The sequence below is a fragment of the Pseudomonas sp. 05N432 genome (assembly GCF_056396945.1).
Genome location: NZ_JBFTMM010000018.1, coordinates 62,281 through 79,738, shown reverse-complemented (window position 1 = coordinate 79,738; position 17,458 = coordinate 62,281). Strand labels below are relative to the sequence as shown.

At 60.2% G+C, this 17,458-nt stretch carries 15 protein-coding genes; all 15 read right to left on the bottom strand.

All coding sequences use genetic code 11. The features are described from left to right. Window positions 1-38: 38 nt before the first annotated feature. A complete protein-coding gene (locus tag AC1DHT_RS20265) occupies window positions 39-635 on the bottom strand; it encodes a MarC family protein (RefSeq protein WP_054595433.1) in 597 nt (198 codons plus the stop codon). Between the two features lie 64 nt (window positions 636-699). Beyond that, window positions 700-3,477, bottom strand: coding sequence for a hybrid sensor histidine kinase/response regulator (locus tag AC1DHT_RS20260; protein ID WP_427538127.1), 2,778 nt, complete (start codon window positions 3,475-3,477; stop codon window positions 700-702). A gap of 99 nt (window positions 3,478-3,576) precedes the next feature. Then, window positions 3,577-4,872: a phosphoribosylamine--glycine ligase gene (purD, locus tag AC1DHT_RS20255; protein ID WP_145017204.1), complete on the bottom strand. Its 1,296-nt coding sequence runs from the start codon at window positions 4,870-4,872 to the stop codon at window positions 3,577-3,579. A gap of 167 nt (window positions 4,873-5,039) precedes the next feature. Then, complete coding sequence (gene purH / locus AC1DHT_RS20250) at window positions 5,040-6,647, bottom strand: bifunctional phosphoribosylaminoimidazolecarboxamide formyltransferase/IMP cyclohydrolase (protein ID WP_427538124.1); 1,608 nt, start codon at window positions 6,645-6,647, stop codon at window positions 5,040-5,042. Window positions 6,648-6,729: 82 nt separating this feature from the next. Next, a complete protein-coding gene (gene fis / locus AC1DHT_RS20245; protein ID WP_007921650.1) occupies window positions 6,730-7,050 on the bottom strand; it encodes a DNA-binding transcriptional regulator Fis in 321 nt (106 codons plus the stop codon). Then, the gene (dusB, locus tag AC1DHT_RS20240; RefSeq protein ID WP_427529475.1) at window positions 7,047-8,057 is read right to left on the bottom strand and encodes a tRNA dihydrouridine synthase DusB; all 1,011 of its coding nucleotides are present in this window, start codon (window positions 8,055-8,057) and stop codon (window positions 7,047-7,049) included. The genes fis and dusB overlap by 4 nt, the downstream gene beginning before the upstream one ends. Window positions 8,058-8,254: 197 nt before the next feature. Then, on the bottom strand, window positions 8,255-9,517 hold the full coding sequence (locus tag AC1DHT_RS20235; protein ID WP_427538120.1) for a DUF3426 domain-containing protein: 1,263 nt from the start codon (window positions 9,515-9,517) through the stop codon (window positions 8,255-8,257). A gap of 30 nt (window positions 9,518-9,547) precedes the next feature. After that, window positions 9,548-10,426: a 50S ribosomal protein L11 methyltransferase gene (gene prmA / locus AC1DHT_RS20230; RefSeq protein ID WP_427538117.1), complete on the bottom strand. Its 879-nt coding sequence runs from the start codon at window positions 10,424-10,426 to the stop codon at window positions 9,548-9,550. Window positions 10,427-10,730: 304 nt separating this feature from the next. Continuing rightward, window positions 10,731-12,092 carry an acetyl-CoA carboxylase biotin carboxylase subunit gene (gene accC / locus AC1DHT_RS20225; protein WP_019693757.1) on the bottom strand — a complete coding sequence of 454 codons (1,362 nt, stop codon included), beginning with the start codon at window positions 12,090-12,092 and terminating at the stop codon, window positions 10,731-10,733. Between the two features lie 17 nt (window positions 12,093-12,109). After that, the gene (gene accB, locus AC1DHT_RS20220) at window positions 12,110-12,574 is read right to left on the bottom strand and encodes an acetyl-CoA carboxylase biotin carboxyl carrier protein (RefSeq protein WP_054595440.1); all 465 of its coding nucleotides are present in this window, start codon (window positions 12,572-12,574) and stop codon (window positions 12,110-12,112) included. Between the two features lie 48 nt (window positions 12,575-12,622). Further along, the gene (gene aroQ / locus AC1DHT_RS20215; RefSeq protein WP_019693755.1) at window positions 12,623-13,075 is read right to left on the bottom strand and encodes a type II 3-dehydroquinate dehydratase; all 453 of its coding nucleotides are present in this window, start codon (window positions 13,073-13,075) and stop codon (window positions 12,623-12,625) included. Window positions 13,076-13,206: 131 nt separating this feature from the next. Further along, window positions 13,207-14,970: a protein-disulfide reductase DsbD gene (locus AC1DHT_RS20210; protein ID WP_427538114.1), complete on the bottom strand. Its 1,764-nt coding sequence runs from the start codon at window positions 14,968-14,970 to the stop codon at window positions 13,207-13,209. Between the two features lie 93 nt (window positions 14,971-15,063). Then, window positions 15,064-15,528 (bottom strand): hypothetical protein, encoded by a 465-nt coding sequence (locus AC1DHT_RS20205; protein WP_427538111.1) that lies wholly within the window; start codon window positions 15,526-15,528, stop codon window positions 15,064-15,066. Next, window positions 15,506-15,844 (bottom strand): polymorphic toxin type 44 domain-containing protein, encoded by a 339-nt coding sequence (locus AC1DHT_RS20200; protein WP_145017187.1) that lies wholly within the window; start codon window positions 15,842-15,844, stop codon window positions 15,506-15,508. The genes AC1DHT_RS20205 and AC1DHT_RS20200 overlap by 23 nt, the downstream gene beginning before the upstream one ends. A 196-nt stretch (window positions 15,845-16,040) precedes the next feature. Beyond that, window positions 16,041-16,808 (bottom strand): methyl-accepting chemotaxis protein, encoded by a 768-nt coding sequence (locus tag AC1DHT_RS20195; RefSeq protein ID WP_427538296.1) that lies wholly within the window; start codon window positions 16,806-16,808, stop codon window positions 16,041-16,043. Window positions 16,809-17,458: the final 650 nt, after the last annotated feature.

The following is a 17,458-nucleotide window of genomic DNA, read 5'->3' as shown; positions in this document are numbered from 1 at the left end:
TCACCGGGCGCATTGGTACCCGGTGAGGTTCTCCAGGGTCAAGGCACCAGATACCCTTTGACCCCGGTAAAAATGATCTGCGCCGCCAGTGCACACACAAACAACCCCATCAACCGGCTGACAATCTGCAAACCCTGGTCACCGAGAATCCGCTCGATGCGGTTGGACAGGTACAGCACCACGCCGACGGTCAGGCTGGCCATGGCAATACTGAGGATGGCGGTGAGTTTGTCGTCCCAGTGCGGTTGGCTGACGCCCATCACCAGCAAGGCGCCGATGGTGCCGGGGCCGACGGTGAGCGGAATGGTCAGCGGGACGATGGTCACGTCTTGCTGCACGTTGTCGGTCTGGACCGCTGACTTGCCCTGCGCCATGCCCAATGCCGAAATGAACAGCACACTGCCGGCGCCAATGCGGAACGCGTCTACGGTGATGCCGAACACGCTGAAAATCACTCGCCCGAACAAATACAACAGCACGCTGGAAACCAGGGTCGCGAGGGCGACATTCCAGGCCAGTCGACGTTGTTCCTTGCGCGAATAACCGCGGGTCAGGCTGATGAAGCAGGACAACACGAAGAAGGGGCTGTAGAGCACCAGCATCTTCAGGTAAACGCTGAACAACACGTGGAGCATGGGGCAAGCTCACTGGCGAGGGAAGTCGGGGAGGAGTCTATCAGGCGCAGCGGGGTCTGTCGGCTCAGGACGTTTGAGCCGTTGCCTGATTCTGCTGATCGCGCTGTGCGACCCAATGCTCGATCAGTTCGCGCAGTTGTGAAAGCTCGACGGGCTTGGCCATATGGCCATCCATGCCGGCCTGGCGTGCGCGTTCTTTGTGTTCGGCGAGGATGTGTGCGGTAAGTGCTACGACCGGTGTGCGGGTTCGCTGGTTGCCGACCTCCCAGGCACGCAATTGCTGGGTGGCGGAGAAACCATCGAGGATCGGCATTTCGCAGTCCATCAACACCAGGTCGTAGCGCTGGGCCTTCATCGCCTTCAAGGCTTCTTCACCATTGCAGGCGGTGTCCGGCTGAAGGTTGAGCTTGCCGAGCATGCCACGAATCACTTTGGTTGAAATGCTGTTGTCTTCGGCCACCAGAATGCGGAAATCGCTCGGCACCTTGACCACCGCAGGCGCGCCGGTCGGCAGTTGCTGCGAGACGGCCAGGCCTTTGCTGCGTTGGCTCAGTTCGTCTGCCAGCGTGGTCTTGAGGGTGTAGCCGGCCACGGGTTTGGCGAGGATGCGTTTGATTCCGGCATTGCGCGCAATGACCTTGCTCGGCGCGTTGCTGATGCCGGTGAGCATGATCAGCAGAATGTCGTGATTCAGGCTCGGGTCTTCCTTGATCTTCGCCGCCAGTTGCATGCCGGTCATGCCGGGCATGTTCTGGTCGAGCAGGACCACGTCGAAGTAGTCACGCAGGTGCGCCTTGGTGCGCAGCAGGGCGAGGGCTTCCTTGCCGGAAGGTACGGCGCTGACGTTCAGCCCCCAGGCGCTGCATTGCTGCACCAGGACTTTGCGGCAGGTGTCATTGTCGTCCACCACCAGCACCCGTGCACCTTGCAGCGGGCCATCGAGATCGGAGGTCGGGTGTTCCAGGCGTTCGGGGTCAAGCGGCAAGGTCAGCCACAGTGTGCTGCCCTGATTGCTGCCGCTCTTGATGCCGAATTCGCCGTGCATCAGCAGAATCAATTGGCGGGCGATCACCAGCCCCAGGTTACCGCCCAGGCGGGTGGCGGACAGGAAGTTCTTGCTGTGCAGTTCGGCATGCAGCAGGGCTTCCCGTTCTTCGGCATCCATGGGTTGCCCGCTGTCTTGCACGGCAATGCGCAGGCGCGGTTTGTGGCTGCGTTCGTCGAGGGCAACGACGATCAGGATTTCGCCTTCGTCGGTTTTCTTCAGGGCGTTTTCCAGCAGGCTCAGCAGTGTCTGGCGCAGGCGCGTCGGGTCGCCGCTGATCACGCGAGGGACTTGTGGCTGGATGAAGCTGATCAGCTCGACGTTCTGTTGTTCGGCCTTGGCGCGGAAGATGCTCAGGCAGTCTTCGATCAGAGCGTTGAGGTCGAACTGCACATCGTCGAGTTCGATTTGCCCGGACTCGAGCTTGGAGATGTCGAGAATTTCATTGATCAACGTCAGCAGTTCATTGCCGGCGCTATGGATGGTTTGTACATAGTCACGTTGCTTGACCGACAGCGGGGTGCCCAACAGCAGTTCGGTCATGCCCAGTACGCCATTCATCGGGGTGCGGATTTCGTGGCTGATTTTTGCCAGGAATTCGGCTTTGGCATTGATCTCGGCGTTGCTCGCCGCCAGGTCGCGGCTGATGCTGAAGCGGTCTTCGGTGATGCTGCGCTGGCGTTCGCTAAGGGCGATGCTCATCAGCACGCCGCTGATGCAGATGAAGGCCATCAAGGTCATGATCAGGCCTTGCGGCGCAACCAGGGTCAGCCCCAGCAGCGCCGGCAGGATGATCAGCGTGCCGACGTTGAACACCACCATTGCGGCCACGAACAGGCGTGCCGGTCGGTAACCCTTTTGCCAGTGATAGGCGCTGACAAAGAGCATGCTCAGGCCCGCCAGGGCCACCAGCGCATAGGTGATGATGTTCAGCGGCAGGGTGTCGACGAACAGCAACAGCAGGCTGCACAGGACAATGAACAGGATGTCCCCCAGCAGCAACCTGTTCAATGGATGCGGGCCCAGCGGGGCAAAGAAGCGATAGGCGAACATCAGGCCGCAAGGGGCCGTCAGCAGCAGCGCCAGGTAGGCGCCGGGTGTTTGCACGGCATGCCAGTCGGGTAGCCATGGGCCTGCCAGGTTCAGCAACAGCACCAGACTGAGCAACAACAGCCCCTCGCACGCCGCCAGCCAGAGGCTGCTTCGCGAGCGCGAATAACCGTAGCGCGTGAGGTTATACAGGATCAGCATCGCGATGCAGCCAAAAAACAGGCCGTAGATCAGCGTCTGGTTCTGGTGGGCTGCCGTCATCACTGCCGATTGCAGGGTGATATAAGGCCGCAACTCATGCTCGGAAACCAGCCGCAGATAAACGTCGAGGGGCTTGTCGCTTTGAGGCAGCGGCAACATGAAGTCGCTGCTGGGGAGTGGTCGCTCGCTCTGCGGTTGCTCGGTGCCGCTGGTCAATTGTTCGACCAGCGTGTCGCCATTCAGAACGTAGAGGTTCAGGTGCAACAAATCGGGGGCGAAGATGCGCAGCAGTTGTTCGTGTTTGCCGGGACTGAGCTTGAAACGCAGCCACAACGCGCCACTGGGTTCGGCGGCGGTGATCTGGTCGAGTTCAATCGGGCTGAATTGGTTGGTGTAGCGAGCCGAGCGGATATCGCTCAGTTGCAGGTCTGCCTGTTCGTCGAGCAATACCGCCCAGCCACTGCCTTGCGCGGCCTGGGCCGGGAGCATGCAGAGCAGGGTCAGCAGAGTGACGGTGAAGCCTATGGCAATCCTGAGCCAGCGCACGGCGAAATCCCTTCATAGGTTGATGCCAGATTATAACTATGCGCGGCGCCGGAATAGTACGGCAAGGGCCATAGGCCCCTGCCTAGCCGAATGGATAGCTTATTCCTGATTTTCGCCACGCTCACGGGCAATGGCGCGGTAGCCAATGTCCTTGCGGTAGAAACAGCCTTCCCAGTTGATTTTTGCGGCCAGTTTGTAGGCCTGCTGCTGGGCGGCATCAACGCTTGCGCCCATGGCAGTGGCGCAAAGTACCCGACCACCGGCAGTCACAACCTTGCCGTCCTTGAGCGCGGTACCGGCGTGGAAGACTTTGCCTTCCAGCGCAGCGGCTGCATCCAGGCCTTCGATCACGGCGCCCTTGGCGTAATCACCCGGGTAGCCGCCAGCCGCCAGTACGATGCCGACGCTTGGACGTGGATCCCACTGCGCTTCGACCTTGTCCAGTGCCTGTGCCAGCGCCGCTTCGACCAGCAATACCAGGCTCGACTGCAGGCGCAGCATCACCGGTTGGGTCTCGGGGTCGCCGAAACGGCAGTTGAATTCGATGACTTTCGGGTTGCCGGCTTTGTCGATCATCAACCCGGCATAGAGGAAGCCGGTGTAGACGTTGCCTTCTTCGGCCATGCCGCGCACGGTTGGCCAGATCACCAGGTCCATGACGCGCTGGTGAACTTCGCTGGTGACCACCGGGGCAGGGGAGTAGGCACCCATGCCGCCCGTGTTCGGGCCGGTGTCGGCGTCGCCAACACGTTTGTGGTCCTGGCTGGTGGCCATCGGCAGCACGTTCTTGCCGTCGACCATGACGATGAAGCTGGCTTCTTCGCCATCGAGGAACTCTTCGATGACCACGCGCGAACCGGCGTCGCCAAAAGCGTTGCCGGCGAGCATGTCGCGTACGGCGTCTTCGGCTTCGGTCAGGGTCATGGCGACGATCACGCCTTTACCGGCAGCCAGGCCGTCGGCCTTGATCACGATCGGCGCACCTTTTTCACGCAGATAAGCCAGGGCTGGCTCGATCTCGGTGAAGTTCTGGTAGTCGGCCGTCGGGATCTTGTGGCGAGCCAGGAAGTCCTTGGTGAATGCCTTGGAACCTTCCAGCTGGGCGGCGCCAGCGGTTGGGCCGAAGCAGTCCAGGCCGCGTTGGCGGAACAGATCGACGACGCCCGCGACCAGCGGGACTTCCGGACCGACGATGGTCAGGGAGACGTTTTTCTCGGCAAAGTCAGCCAACTGCTCAAGGGCCAGCACGTCGATAGCGACGTTCTCGCACTTGGCTTCAATGGCCGTGCCGGCGTTGCCCGGGGCAACGAAGACTTTCTGTACGCGCGGATCCTGAGCGACTTTCCAGGCCAGGGCGTGTTCACGGCCGCCGCTGCCAATGATCAAAACATTCATTTCAAAAACCTCGGATGACGCTAATTCTTGATAGCACCGCAGGGGTGCTCTTATGTGGGAGCGAGCCTGCTCGCGATGGCGGCGGTACATCCAGAATCAATGTGTCCGGTAGAACGCTATCGCGAGCAGGCTCGCTCCCACAGGAGTTCGCCCACAGAGGGCAATAATCAGTGACGGAAGTGGCGCATGCCGGTGAACACCATCGCGATACCCGCTTCGTCGGCGGCAGCAATCACTTCGTTGTCACGCATCGAGCCACCCGGTTGAATCACGGCGGTGATGCCAACCTTGGCTGCGTTGTCGATGCCGTCGCGGAACGGGAAGAACGCGTCCGAGGCCATGACCGCGCCCTGCACTTGCAGGCCAGCGTGTTCAGCTTTGATGGCGGCGATGCGCGCAGAGTTCACGCGGCTCATCTGGCCGGCGCCGACACCGATGGTCTGACGGTTCTTGGCGTAGACGATGGCGTTGGATTTGACGTACTTGGCGACTTTCCAGGCGAAGATCAGGTCGTTGATCTCTTGCTCGGTCGGTGCGCGCTTGGTCACAACCTTCAGGTCTTGGCTGCTGATCATGCCGATGTCGCGGCTCTGTACCAGCAAGCCGCCATTGACGCGCTTGTAGTCCCAGGCCGAGGCACGATCCGCCGACCATTGGCCGCAGGCCAACAGGCGAACGTTGGCCTTGGCGGCAACGATGGCGCGGGCTTCATCGCTGACCGATGGGGCGATGATCACTTCGACGAACTGACGCTCGACGATGGCTTTGGCGGTTTCAGCGTCCAGTTCGCGGTTGAACGCGATGATGCCGCCGAAGGCCGATTCGGTGTCGGTGGCGTAAGCCAGTTCGTACGCCTGACGGATACCGCCTTCGGCATCCGGGCTCACGGCAACGCCGCACGGGTTGGCGTGCTTGACGATGACGCAAGCCGGTTTGACGAAGCTCTTCACGCATTCCAGCGCAGCGTCGGTGTCGGCCACGTTGTTGTACGACAGCTCTTTGCCTTGCAGTTGGGTCGCGGTCGCGATGCCGACTTCGGCTGGCTTGGCTTCAACGTAGAACGCCGCGCTCTGGTGCGGGTTCTCGCCGTAGCGCATTTCCTGAGCCTTGATGAACTGGCTGTTGAAGGTGCGCGGGAACTCGCTGCGACCGGAGGTCGAGAGGGTTTCAGCCGACTGGTTCACGGTGCCCATGTAGTTGGCGATCATGCCGTCGTAGGCGGCAGTGTGTTCGAAGGCCTTGAGCATCAGGTCGAAACGCTGGGCGTAGGTCAGGCCACCGGCCTTGAGGTTTTCCAGCACGCTGGCGTAATCGCTGGCGTTCACCACGATGGCCACGTCTTTGTGGTTCTTGGCAGCGGAGCGCACCATGGTCGGGCCGCCGATATCGATGTTCTCGATGGCGGTCGGCAGGTCGCAACCTGGTTTGTTGATGGTGGCTTCGAACGGGTAGAGGTTGACGGCGACCAGGTCGATCGGCTTGATGCCGTGCTCGTTCATGATCGCGTCGTCAATACCGCGACGACCGAGGATCCCGCCGTGGATTTTCGGGTGCAGGGTTTTCACCCGACCGTCCATCATTTCTGCGAAACCGGTGTAATCCGCGACTTCCACAGCGGCTACGCCATTGTCCTGCAGCAGCTTGAACGTCCCGCCGGTGGAGAGGATCTCGACGCCGAGAGCTTCGAGTTCCTTGGCGAATTCGAGGATCCCGGTCTTGTCGGAAACGCTGATCAAGGCGCGGCGGATCGGCAGGCGGGTGGTCTGGTCGGTCATCTCAATTTCCATCAAAAGCAAAGGAAGTCAGCAAAAAAGGCGACCGGTTTTACGCGGGCGCCTTTCTGGTTTGATTGAATGCTTACAACAAATCGTACTGCTTGAGTTTTTTACGCAAGGTGCCGCGGTTCAGTCCCAGCAGCTCACTGGCCTTGGTCTGATTGCCCTTGACGTAGTTCATCACGCTTTCGAGCAGGGGAGCCTCGACTTCGGAGAGCACCAGGTTGTACACATCCGTGACGGCAGCGCCTTCAAGGTGGGCGAAATAATTGTGCAGCGCCTTCTCGACACTCCCGCGAAGGGTCTGGCCTTCTTCGCTTGGCGTATTGAGGTGCTGTTTCAAATTTACATTGTCGCTCACGGGTGCTGTTCCACTCACTAAAGTCTCGGTCATCATCGTCATGCGGCCACCCCTTCTCCGTCCCCTGTCAGGCTCTTGTAGCGTTCGGAGAAGAACTCCCGAACGTTGGCGCATTGTGTTTCCGTACCATCCAAACGATTGAAGTGGGCGCGAAACTCCCTGGCGCCCGGCAGGGTTGCGAGATACCAGCCGACATGCTTGCGGGCGATGCGTACGCCCATGACATCTCCATAGAAAGCATGGAGCGCGGCCAGATGCTCAAGCAGAATACGTTCCACCTCGATCAACTCTGGTGCCGGGAGTTTTTCGCCGGTACGCAGAAAATGCTCGATCTCACGAAAAATCCATGGCCGCCCCTGGGCAGCCCGGCCTATCAACAGGCCATCGGCACCGGTCGCGTCAAGCACGTGCCGGGCCTTCTCGGGCGAGTCGATATCGCCATTGGCGAAGACCGGAATCGACACCGCCTGCTTGATCGCGGCAATGGTGTCGTACTCGGCTTCACCGGTATACAGATCGGCACGGGTCCGGCCATGCACCGCCAGTGCCGTAATACCTGCCTGTTCGGCGATCTTCGCCACCGTCAGGCCATTCTTGTTCGCCCGGTCCCAGCCCGTGCGGATCTTCAACGTGACCGGCACATCAACCGCCGCCACGACGGCGTGCAGGATCTCGGTCACCAACTCTTCATCTTTCAGTAACGCGGAGCCGGCAGCCTTGTTGCAGACCTTCTTGGCCGGACATCCCATGTTGATATCAATAATCTGGGCGCCCAACTCGACGTTGGCGCGTGCTGCCTCCGCCAGCATCTGTGCGTCGCCACCGGCAATCTGTACCGAGCGTGGCTCGGGATCGCCTTCGTGGACCATGCGCAGACGCGATTTGCGGGTGTTCCACAAACTCATGTCGCTGGTGACCATTTCCGAGACTACAAGCCCTGCGCCCAGTCGTTTGCACAGCTGACGAAAGGGCTGGTCGGTGACTCCCGCCATCGGGGCGAGAATCAAGCCGTTGTGCAATGTATATGGGCCGATGCGTACCGCCGACATAGGACTTCCCTGTTGTGGGGTCGGATCATGAGAGTTCGAAAAAGGGTTGGCATGATACCCGCTCTCGATGACTGGATAAAGGCTGAATTGGATAAAATCTGAACAGTTATTCCGTTATTGCCATCAGTTTGGTTCGAGGCGCCGGGAGTCGGAAAATTGCCGTCAATGGCGCGAGACTCGGCGCCGAGTGAGGTGATTCACTCGGGCGAGTGGAAGCTCAGGCTGTAATTCACGGCTTTGGGGCCGGGATCAAGGATGTCCAGGGCAATATGGATCGGTGTTTGCGGTGGCATTTCTGCGAGGTCCGCAAGGTCACCATTGAGGTATTCGCCCGGTTTGAAGCGGCGGCTGGCGATCAGGTGGCCATTGAGGTCGGCAAAACGCAGCTCCAGCAACGGGAACGGCTGCGAGAACGACGCGCGGTTGTAGATGATCGCATCGACCACCAGGGCGCCGCTGAAGTCCGGGTGGCTACGCACCACCAGGTTGCTGCTTTTGATTTTCGCGATGTCGACCTTGGACGGCACGCTGCAGCCAATCTGCGGGCACAGTTGCTGGAACCAGGGGCGGTATTGGTCCTGACGGGCCAGTTCGTCGAAATGATAGGCAATGTACTGGCCGGCAAGGGCTGTTGCGCCCAGCAGGACCATCAGGCCCCAGAAGAACCGGCGACCCCAGGGTGAGCGGCGTTTTTGCCAGTCGAGTTGCAGTGGGTCGTCGACCAGGTCCTGCAGCACCTCGTCATGTATGGCCGACTCGTTGCGTGTGCGCTTCTTGCGTACGGGCTCGACTTCGTGGGCTTCGTCGTCGATATCGTCATCGGTCGCGGACAGGCGTTCGTGTTTCGTTGCAGGTTCCGGCGTCTCGAAGGGCTGGTCGAGGCGCAGCTGCGGCGTCTCTGGCTCATCGTCCAGGTCGACCAGTTCGAGCGACAGCGAGGGTTCGGTGCGCGAGGGTTTTTCCGGCTCGTCGGCGATGTCCGCCGATCGATGGTTCTCGGTTGGTGTGTGCGTGTGTTCGCTGGCCAGCGCGCGTTCGGCGGCGGAATCGCTGAACAGGCTGTCGGACCAAGGCTCTTCACCTTCGGGCGTATCCCGGCGGGCGCTCAGCGAGTCTTCCTTGTGCTTGCGCTCATGATGGCCGAACTCTTTGGTGGGCTGGATTTCCCGTTGTTCGAGCTTGGCGAGTTCTTCGTCGAGGTCGAGGCTGTCCAGATCCAGTTCGGCGGCTGTCCACTGCTTCTGGCTGATGGCCCGTTGTGTGGGCGGCTCAACCGGAGGCGGGGTCGTGAGGGCGCTAGCTTCCTTGCCCATGCGCTGCTCGAGCAACTGCCGCGCAGCATTGAACACTTGCAGGCAAGAGCCGCAGCGAACCACCCCACGGGCCACGCTCAATTGGGCATGGCTGACGCGGAAACTGGTCTGGCAATGCGGGCACTGGGTGACGAAGCTATCGGTCATGCGGCCATCCGGAGTATGCAGGCGCTCATTTTAGCGCCGACGGCCGGTAATGCGCACCCAGCCATCGCGATTGGCAATCGGGTCCAGATCAAAGTCTTTGGCATAAGCCTCTGCGACTTCTGCACCTTGCTCGGCAAGGATGCCCGACAGGGCCAGGCGACCGCCGGGCTTGACCAGGCTGGAGAGTTGCGGGGCCAGGGAAACCAGTGGCCCGGCGAGAATGTTGGCCACCAGCACGTCAGCCTGCACCTGTGGCAGGTCCTCAGGCAAGTACAGCGGGAACAGCGCTTCGTCGATGTTGTTGCGTCCGGCATTGTCGCGGGAGGCTTCCAGTGCCTGCACGTCGATGTCGGTACCCACCGCTTCTTTGGCACCCAGCAGCAGGGCGGCAATCGCGAGGATCCCCGAGCCGCAGCCGAAGTCCAGTACGTGGCAGTCCTTCAGGTCCTGGCCATCGAGCCATTCCAGGCACAAGGCGGTGGTCGGGTGGGTGCCGGTGCCGAACGCCAGGCCCGGGTCGAGCAGCAGGTTGACCGCATCAGGCTCGGGGGCGGCGTGCCAGCTCGGGACGATCCATAGGCGCTGGCCGAAGCGCATTGGCTGGAAGTTGTCCATCCAGCTGCGCTCCCAGTCCTGGTCTTCGATGACTTCGCTGTGATGCTCGGGCAATGGGCTGCCGGTCAGCAACTCAAGATGAGCCAGCACGCTGGCGGCTTCGGTGCCACCTTCGAACAGGGCCAGCAGGTGGGTGTGCGACCACAGTGGGGTGGTGTTCAGTTCCGGCTCGAAGATCGGTTGATCTTCGGCGTCCATGAAGGTCACCGAGACGGCGCCGACTTCAAGGAAGGCGTCTTCGTAGGTTTCGGCTTGTTCTGGGCTGATGGCGAGACGGACTTGCAGCCAAGGCATGGCGGGCACCTTTGAAAAATGTAATGTGCAGCCTGGCGGGCTGCGAGAAGCGGGCAAGTTTACGCGAGAGCGATGCTTTTGTGGGAGCTGCTTGATCTGCATCCATCGCACGGTTTCTAAATGACACCTGACCCTGTAGGAGCGGGCCTGCTCGCGATGAGGGCGGCACATTCAGAGTCGGTGTTGACTGATCCGGCGCCATCGCGAGCAGGCTCGCTCCCACAAGGATATGGCAATAGATCAGATGAAACCTGCAGAAACAACAAAGCCGCTCGAAAGCGGCTTTGTTGGTCTGGATCAAGCTTTAGTGCTGTGCAGCCAGCTTGTGTTCCAGGTAGTGGATGTTGACTCCACCTTTGCAGAAGCCTTCATCGCGGGTCAGGTCGCGGTGCAGCGGGATGTTGGTCTTGATCCCGTCAACCACGATTTCGTCCAGCGCATTGCGCATGCGCGCCATGGCTTCTTCACGGGTTGCCCCGTAAGTGATCAGTTTGCCGATCAACGAATCGTAGTTCGGCGGAACCGCGTAACCGCTGTACAGGTGCGAATCAACCCGCACGCCGTTGCCGCCCGGGGCATGGAAATGCTTGACCGTGCCTGGGCTTGGCATGAAGGTTTTCGGGTCTTCGGCGTTGATCCGGCATTCCAGCGCGTGACCGCGGATGACCACGTCATCCTGGGTGAACGACAGTGGGTTGCCGGCGGCGATGCTGAGCATCTCCTTGACGATGTCGATGCCGGTGACCATTTCCGAAACCGGGTGCTCTACCTGGACACGAGTGTTCATCTCGATGAAGTAGAAGCTGCCGTTTTCGTACAGGAACTCGAAAGTGCCCGCGCCACGGTAACCGATGTCGATGCACGCCTTGACGCAGCGAGCGAAGACTTCCTGGCGAGCCTTCTCGTCGATGCCCGGTGCCGGCGCTTCTTCGAGAACCTTCTGGTGGCGACGTTGCAGCGAGCAATCGCGATCACCCAGATGGATAGCGTGGCCCTGGCCATCGGAAAGTACCTGGACTTCCACGTGGCGTGGGTTGGTCAGGAATTTTTCCAGATAGACCATCGGGTTGCCGAACGCCGCGCCAGCTTCGGAGCGGGTCAGTTTTGCCGAGGAGATCAGGTCTTCTTCTTTGTGCACAACGCGCATGCCGCGACCACCGCCGCCGCCAGCGGCTTTGATGATCACCGGGTAACCGACTTCGCGACCAATGCGCAGAGCGGTTTCTTCGTCTTCCGGCAGCGGGCCGTCGGAACCTGGAACGGTTGGAACGCCGGCAGCGATCATGGCGTGCTTGGCCGAAACCTTGTCGCCCATCAGGCGGATGGTTTCAGCTTTCGGGCCGATGAAGGCGAAGCCGGAGTTTTCCACCTGTTCGGCAAAGTCGGCGTTTTCCGCGAGGAAACCGTAGCCTGGGTGAATGGCGGTGGCGCCGGTCACTTCGGCAGCGGCGATGATCGCCGGGATGTGCAGATAGGAGTGCGCGGCCGATGCCGGGCCGATGCAAACCGATTCGTCTGCCAGGCCCAGGTGCATCAGCTCCTTGTCGGCCTTGGAGTAAACGGCGACGGTCTTGATGCCCATCTCTTTGCAGGCACGCAGGATCCGCAGGGCGATTTCACCGCGGTTGGCGATCAGAACTTTTTCCAACTTCGCAGGTTTCAACATCGTTGGCTCTCCGCGGTTCAAACGATGGTGAACAGCGGTTGGTCGTACTCAACCGGCTGGCCGTCTTCGACGAGGATGGATTCGATCACACCGCTGGTTTCAGCTTCGATGTGGTTCATCATCTTCATGGCTTCGACGATGCACAGGGTGTCGCCTTTCTTCACGCTCTGGCCAACTTCAACGAAGGATGGCGAGGACGGCGAAGACTTGCGATAGAACGTGCCCACCATTGGCGAACGGGCAACGTTGCCGTTCAGCGCTGGCGCAGCGGGAGCGGCAGGTGCAGCGGCAGCAGCAGGCGCGGCAGCAGCGACAGGGGCCGGAGCCGGAGCGTGCATTGGCGCAGGAGCGTAGTACTGCTGGGCCGGGGTTTTGCTGTGGCGGCTGATACGTACGGACTCTTCGCCTTCCTTGATCTCGAGCTCGTCGATGCCGGACTCTTCCAGCAGTTCGATCAGTTTCTTAACTTTACGGATATCCATGAATCATCAACTCCCAAGGGTCGGTCAGGGGCGTTTAACGCTTGTTGTTCAAGCCGTTGCCTGTCTTTCAAGCTGCTCTAGTGCGGCCTCCAGGGCCAGTCGATAACCGCTGGCGCCAAGGCCGCAGATCACTCCCACCGCAACGTCGGAGAAGTAAGAGTGATGGCGGAAAGGTTCGCGTTTGTGCACGTTAGACAAATGCACTTCGATGAATGGGATGCTCACCGCCAGCAGCGCGTCACGTAATGCGACACTTGTATGCGTAAAAGCTGCTGGATTGATCAAAATGAAATCCACACCCTCGCCGCGAGCGGCGTGAATGCGGTCGATCAATTCATACTCGGCGTTGCTTTGCAGGTAGAGCAAATGGTGGCCGGCATTGCGCGCACGCTGTTCCAGGTCCTGGTTGATCTCGGCCAGGGTCACAGCCCCGTAGACGCCCGGTTCGCGGGTGCCGAGCAGGTTCAGGTTGGGTCCGTGCAGTACCAGTAGGGTCGCCATCGACTGTTCCTTGTTATCTGTGTGCAGTTATCAGAACCCGGCGACTATGCCGCAAAGCCTTTGTGACTGTCCAGTTCTCTGCAATAGCCAGCACAATGACCGATGATTGCGCGAAATATGTGACCAACTGATTAAATCCGGTCATTCGCTTTGGCGACACGTTCGGCGAAGTCCCTTGCATTGATCTCGCCAATAACCCGCACATCGCCACGTTCATTGCCGTCCTTGCCGAAAAACATCAGCGCCGGTGGTCCGAACAGCTTGTAACGGTCGAGCAGGGCGCGTTGTTCAGCGTTGCTGGCGGTGATGTCGAAGCGGATCAGTCGATACCCTTTAAGGCGTTCGACGACGTTGCGGTCGTTAAGCACCTCGTGTTCGATGACTTTGCAGCTGATGCACCAGTCGGCGTACCAGTCGAGCAGCAACGGGGTATTGGCTGTTTTTGCTTCAGCGAGCGCTCGATCGAGTTCCGCCGGGGTGCTGATGGTTTGCCATTCACTCGGGTTTTGCGCTTGAGCGCTGCCAGGAGCGTTGACGACCTTTGGCTGGCTTATCGGACTGAACGGATCGGTCTGGCCACTGAAGGCGCCGTACCAACAGGCCAGCGCATAAAACACCAGGAGCATCCCGAGCAGTTGCCCCAGGCGTTTTCGCGGCGATTTATAGACAAACTCCAGCGCTCCGAGAAACAAGCCCACCCCGGCTGCCAACAAACCGATCAGCAGCAAGGTGACTTGTCCGGGCAATACCCGGCTAAGCAAGCCGATTGCCAACCCCAGCAACAACACGCCAATCGCGTTTTTCACGTAGATCAGCCATGGGCCGCTTTTCGGCAGCCAGGCCGCGCCACCGGTGGCGACCAGCAACAATGGCGCACCCATCCCCAGGCCCAGAACGAACAGCTTCAACGCGCCGCCCAGTGCATCGCCGCTGGCGCTGATATACAGCAACGCGCCGGCCAAAGGCGCGGACACGCACGGCGAAACCAGCAGGCTCGACACCACTCCGAGCACGGCCGCGCCCCACAGCGATCCCCCTTCGGTGCGGCCGGCAATGCGGTCCAGGCGGCTGCTGATTGCGTAGGGCAATTTCAGTTCGAACACCCCGAACATCGCTAAGGCAAACACCACGAAGAACAAGGCAAACGGCGCCAACACCCACGCCGATTGCAGGCGTGCCTGAAGGTTGAGCTGGGCGCCGAACAGCCCCATCAACGCGCCGAGCGCGGCGAAACAGGCGGCCATCGGCAAGACGTAGGCCAGCGACAGATTGAAGCCGCGCAGCCCGCCGACCTGACCGCGCAACACCACGCCGGAGAGGATCGGCAGCATCGGCAGCACGCATGGGGTAAACGTCAGGCCAAGGCCTGCGAGGAAGAACAGCGCCAGTTCGCGCCAGCTCCAGCCCGTGGCACTGGCCGGGGAGGTAATGGCTGCGCCATCGATTGTCAGGCGCTCGGTTTCCGGCGGATAACACAGGCCCTTATCGGCACAACCCTGGTAGGTGACGGCCAGCGTGAAAGCCCGCTGATCGGCGCTGTTGCGTGGCAGGTCGACGTCGAGAACGCCGTGGTAGACCTCGACATCGCCGAAGTATTCGTCGTGCTTTTTTTCGCCCGAAGGCAGTTGCGCGGGGCCCAGGCCAATGTCGGCGGGCTCGCTGTGAAACTGAAAGCGATGCCGGTAGAGGTAGTAACCCTCGGTAGCGACGAAGCGCAGCTTGATCGATTGCGGTGTGCTTTCCACCAGGCTCAGTTGAAAGGCTTTTCGCACGGGCAGGAAGTCGGCGCTGTTGTTGATCGAGCCCAGGGTCGAACTGGGGCGACTGTCCAAAAGGCCAGCGGCAGAGGCCGGGAGGGCGAGCACTAACAGCAGCAGGGAGAGCAAGCGGCGCATGACAATCTCGCGTATCGAAAGTGGGAGCATGATAACTGAGTGCACGATGCATGCGCCTACGCCGACTCTTCGACAGCTCCCAGGGGGACGCGTTTACTTTGTTGATTGATCGCTGGAGTGGTTGCACAAGTTGATTGTCACGGGGCTGTAGTCGGCGCTGTTGGTATGTCGGAACAGCGTGCTGCTGTGATACTCGTAGACTTCCTGATGGGTCGATACATTGATGACCGAGCCTTGGACATTGATCTTTATGGCTGGATCTCGGGTGACTAAAAACGGACCGGCAGTCTTGAGTTCAGACGCTATTTGTTCGTCGGATGCCAGTTCGCGATAGACATAGTATCGATAGCTGAACGGTACTGTTGCTCCGCCTCGATCATCCTTGACGCCGTAGACGAAGCCATTTTCGCCAACGGGTAGTTTGAGTACTACATCGGTCAGCACCGGGGCGCTGGGAGACATAAGCCAGGTCCAGCCGATGTAGCCCAGGCATACCGTCAGCAGGCAGGAGGTGACGATGGTATATACAGTTTTTTCAGTAGTTCCTGAAGCGGGCATACCTGACTCCTTTTTTGATCCATTCCTGATCTGCAGGGTCATCGCCAAAAGGAGCCTCGCTCCACCAGCTTCCAAATTCTACTTTTGTCGTTTTTGCCTGCGTCTGGGCAAAACCGGCGGCACGTAACAGGACATTTTCGGAAAAGCCCGCAGCAATCCCGGCCGCGCCGTAATTGAAATTACCGAAGGCTTCATAGTCAGGAGACAGTTTTTTGTAATCCCAAGGGCCGCGATTCCTGACCTGGGTATAGAACCAGGAGTAAATGAACGCGGATCCCTCTTTCAAAACTTTTTTCTTATGGAAGGCAACAGCCATGTTTTCCTCCACAGATACACTAGGGGGCGAAGTTGGAACTATCACGGGGCACTCCTTTGCGCGCTCGATTAATTTAAGCGCTAAACCTTAGCATCAAAGCGAAGATTAAATACTACCGTATGGACAAATAGGTGTGTTTATACAAGAGCTTAGGTGGCGATAGTCCTGCTGGCCAGTTGTGTTCGGGGCCGCAGACTTAAACCCGAAATGCCTGCACTGCCGTATGCAATTGCCCACCCAGCACCAGCAGATTCTCGCCCTGGCTACGGCCTTCGCCAATACGCACCAGGTTATCCCCACCCAACTGATGAATCCGCTCGCTGTGATCGCGGATTTCACTGACGGCGCCACTTTGTTGCGCCGTGACATCGGCGATACGCACGGCGGTGTCGGCAATGGTCTGGATCGCCCCGACAATTTTATCCAGCGCACCGTCAGCCGCTTGTGCCTGGCTGGCGGTGGCTTCTGCGTGCTCGACCTGGGCACGCATGCCTTCTACCGATTGTCTTGCGGCCTGTTGCAGGCCGGCAATTAACGTCTGGATTTCTGCGGTAGCGCCGGCGGTGCGTTGCGCCAGCGAGCGAACCTCCTCGGCGACCACCGCAAAACCGCGGCCCATTTCCCCGGCGCGGGCAGCTTCAATCGCCGCGTTCAGGGCGAGGAGGTTGGTCTGATCGGCAATCGAGCGAATCACCGTCAGTACGCCACCGATGGTGGCCGACTCTTCGGCCAGATGCTCGATCATTTGTGCGTTGCCCTGGACTTCGCCGACCAGCGCGTGCAATCCGGTCAGGCTCAAGCCAATGACCTTTTGCCCGTGCTCGACCGCCAGACCGGCGTGACGGCTGGCGTCGGCAGCCTGGCTGGCATCGCCGGCGACTTGCTGAATGGTCGCTTCCAGCTCACCAAGCGAGTCGCGGATCAGCGCGGTATCGCCGGCCTGATGTTCGGCGCCACTGTGCATGTCGCTGCTCAGTTCGGCCAATACCCGGCTGCTGCCGGCCACCTGTTCGGCGTTCAGGCGGATTGTCCCGACCAGATCCACGAGATAAGCGCGCAGGCGATTCAGCGATTCTTGAATGTCCCGTAGCTCACGGTTGGTCGCACCGAGCTGGATGTCCCGACTGAAGTCGCCCTCGGCCCAGGTCGACAGCGCTGGCGCCAGGTTGGTCAGCACGCGGGCGAGGCGACGTTGCAAGGTGTCGATGAGCAGTGCGATCAGCAGGATCAGGCCGATCATCACGCCCTGCATGAGCCGCACTTCACCCTGGATTTGCCCATGTTGCGCGCGAACGGTCGGTTCCAGCCCGGCGATGGCCTGCTGCACGGCGGTAATTTTCAGGTGGGTGGCGGCGCTGAGGTCGGCGCGTTTCTGAATCTGTTCGCGGGTCCGACCGAGTTCGGCGGGGTAGCGGCTTAGCAGGCTGGCGAGTTCGCGTTTGAAACCGGTGCCGGCATCTTCGGCGACGGTTTTTTCAGTGTTTTCCAGCCCCATCATCGCCGAGAAATCGTCGGTATTCGATTCTTTGCTGGCGGTCACGCCAAGCAGCGGCAGTGCTTCGATCAGCTCGGCCTGAGTGCGGATGCTGTCGACTTCACGCTCGACATCGACCG

Bases quoted from the DNA above. Each gene is read 5' to 3' on its own strand.
- AC1DHT_RS20235 (WP_427538120.1), bottom strand. From the start codon at position 9,517: ATGACCGATAGCTTCGTCACCCAGTGCCCGCATTGCCAGACCAGTTTC.
- accB (WP_054595440.1), bottom strand. From the start codon at position 12,574: ATGGATATCCGTAAAGTTAAGAAACTGATCGAACTGCTGGAAGAGTCC.
- purD (WP_145017204.1), bottom strand. From the start codon at position 4,872: ATGAATGTTTTGATCATTGGCAGCGGCGGCCGTGAACACGCCCTGGCC.
- AC1DHT_RS20210 (WP_427538114.1), bottom strand. From the start codon at position 14,970: ATGCGCCGCTTGCTCTCCCTGCTGCTGTTAGTGCTCGCCCTCCCGGCC.
- AC1DHT_RS20205 (WP_427538111.1), bottom strand. From the start codon at position 15,528: ATGCCCGCTTCAGGAACTACTGAAAAAACTGTATATACCATCGTCACC.
- accC (WP_019693757.1), bottom strand. From the start codon at position 12,092: ATGTTGAAACCTGCGAAGTTGGAAAAAGTTCTGATCGCCAACCGCGGT.
- AC1DHT_RS20195 (WP_427538296.1), bottom strand. From the start codon at position 16,808: ATGCACAGTGGCGCCGAACATCAGGCCGGCGATACCGCGCTGATCCGC.
- dusB (WP_427529475.1), bottom strand. From the start codon at position 8,057: ATGTCGGCGGTACGCATCGGCCCATATACATTGCACAACGGCTTGATT.
- AC1DHT_RS20265 (WP_054595433.1), bottom strand. From the start codon at position 635: ATGCTCCACGTGTTGTTCAGCGTTTACCTGAAGATGCTGGTGCTCTAC.
- fis (WP_007921650.1), bottom strand. From the start codon at position 7,050: ATGACGATGATGACCGAGACTTTAGTGAGTGGAACAGCACCCGTGAGC.
- aroQ (WP_019693755.1), bottom strand. From the start codon at position 13,075: ATGGCGACCCTACTGGTACTGCACGGACCCAACCTGAACCTGCTCGGC.
- prmA (WP_427538117.1), bottom strand. From the start codon at position 10,426: ATGCCTTGGCTGCAAGTCCGTCTCGCCATCAGCCCAGAACAAGCCGAA.
- purH (WP_427538124.1), bottom strand. From the start codon at position 6,647: ATGACCGACCAGACCACCCGCCTGCCGATCCGCCGCGCCTTGATCAGC.
- AC1DHT_RS20200 (WP_145017187.1), bottom strand. From the start codon at position 15,844: ATGGCTGTTGCCTTCCATAAGAAAAAAGTTTTGAAAGAGGGATCCGCG.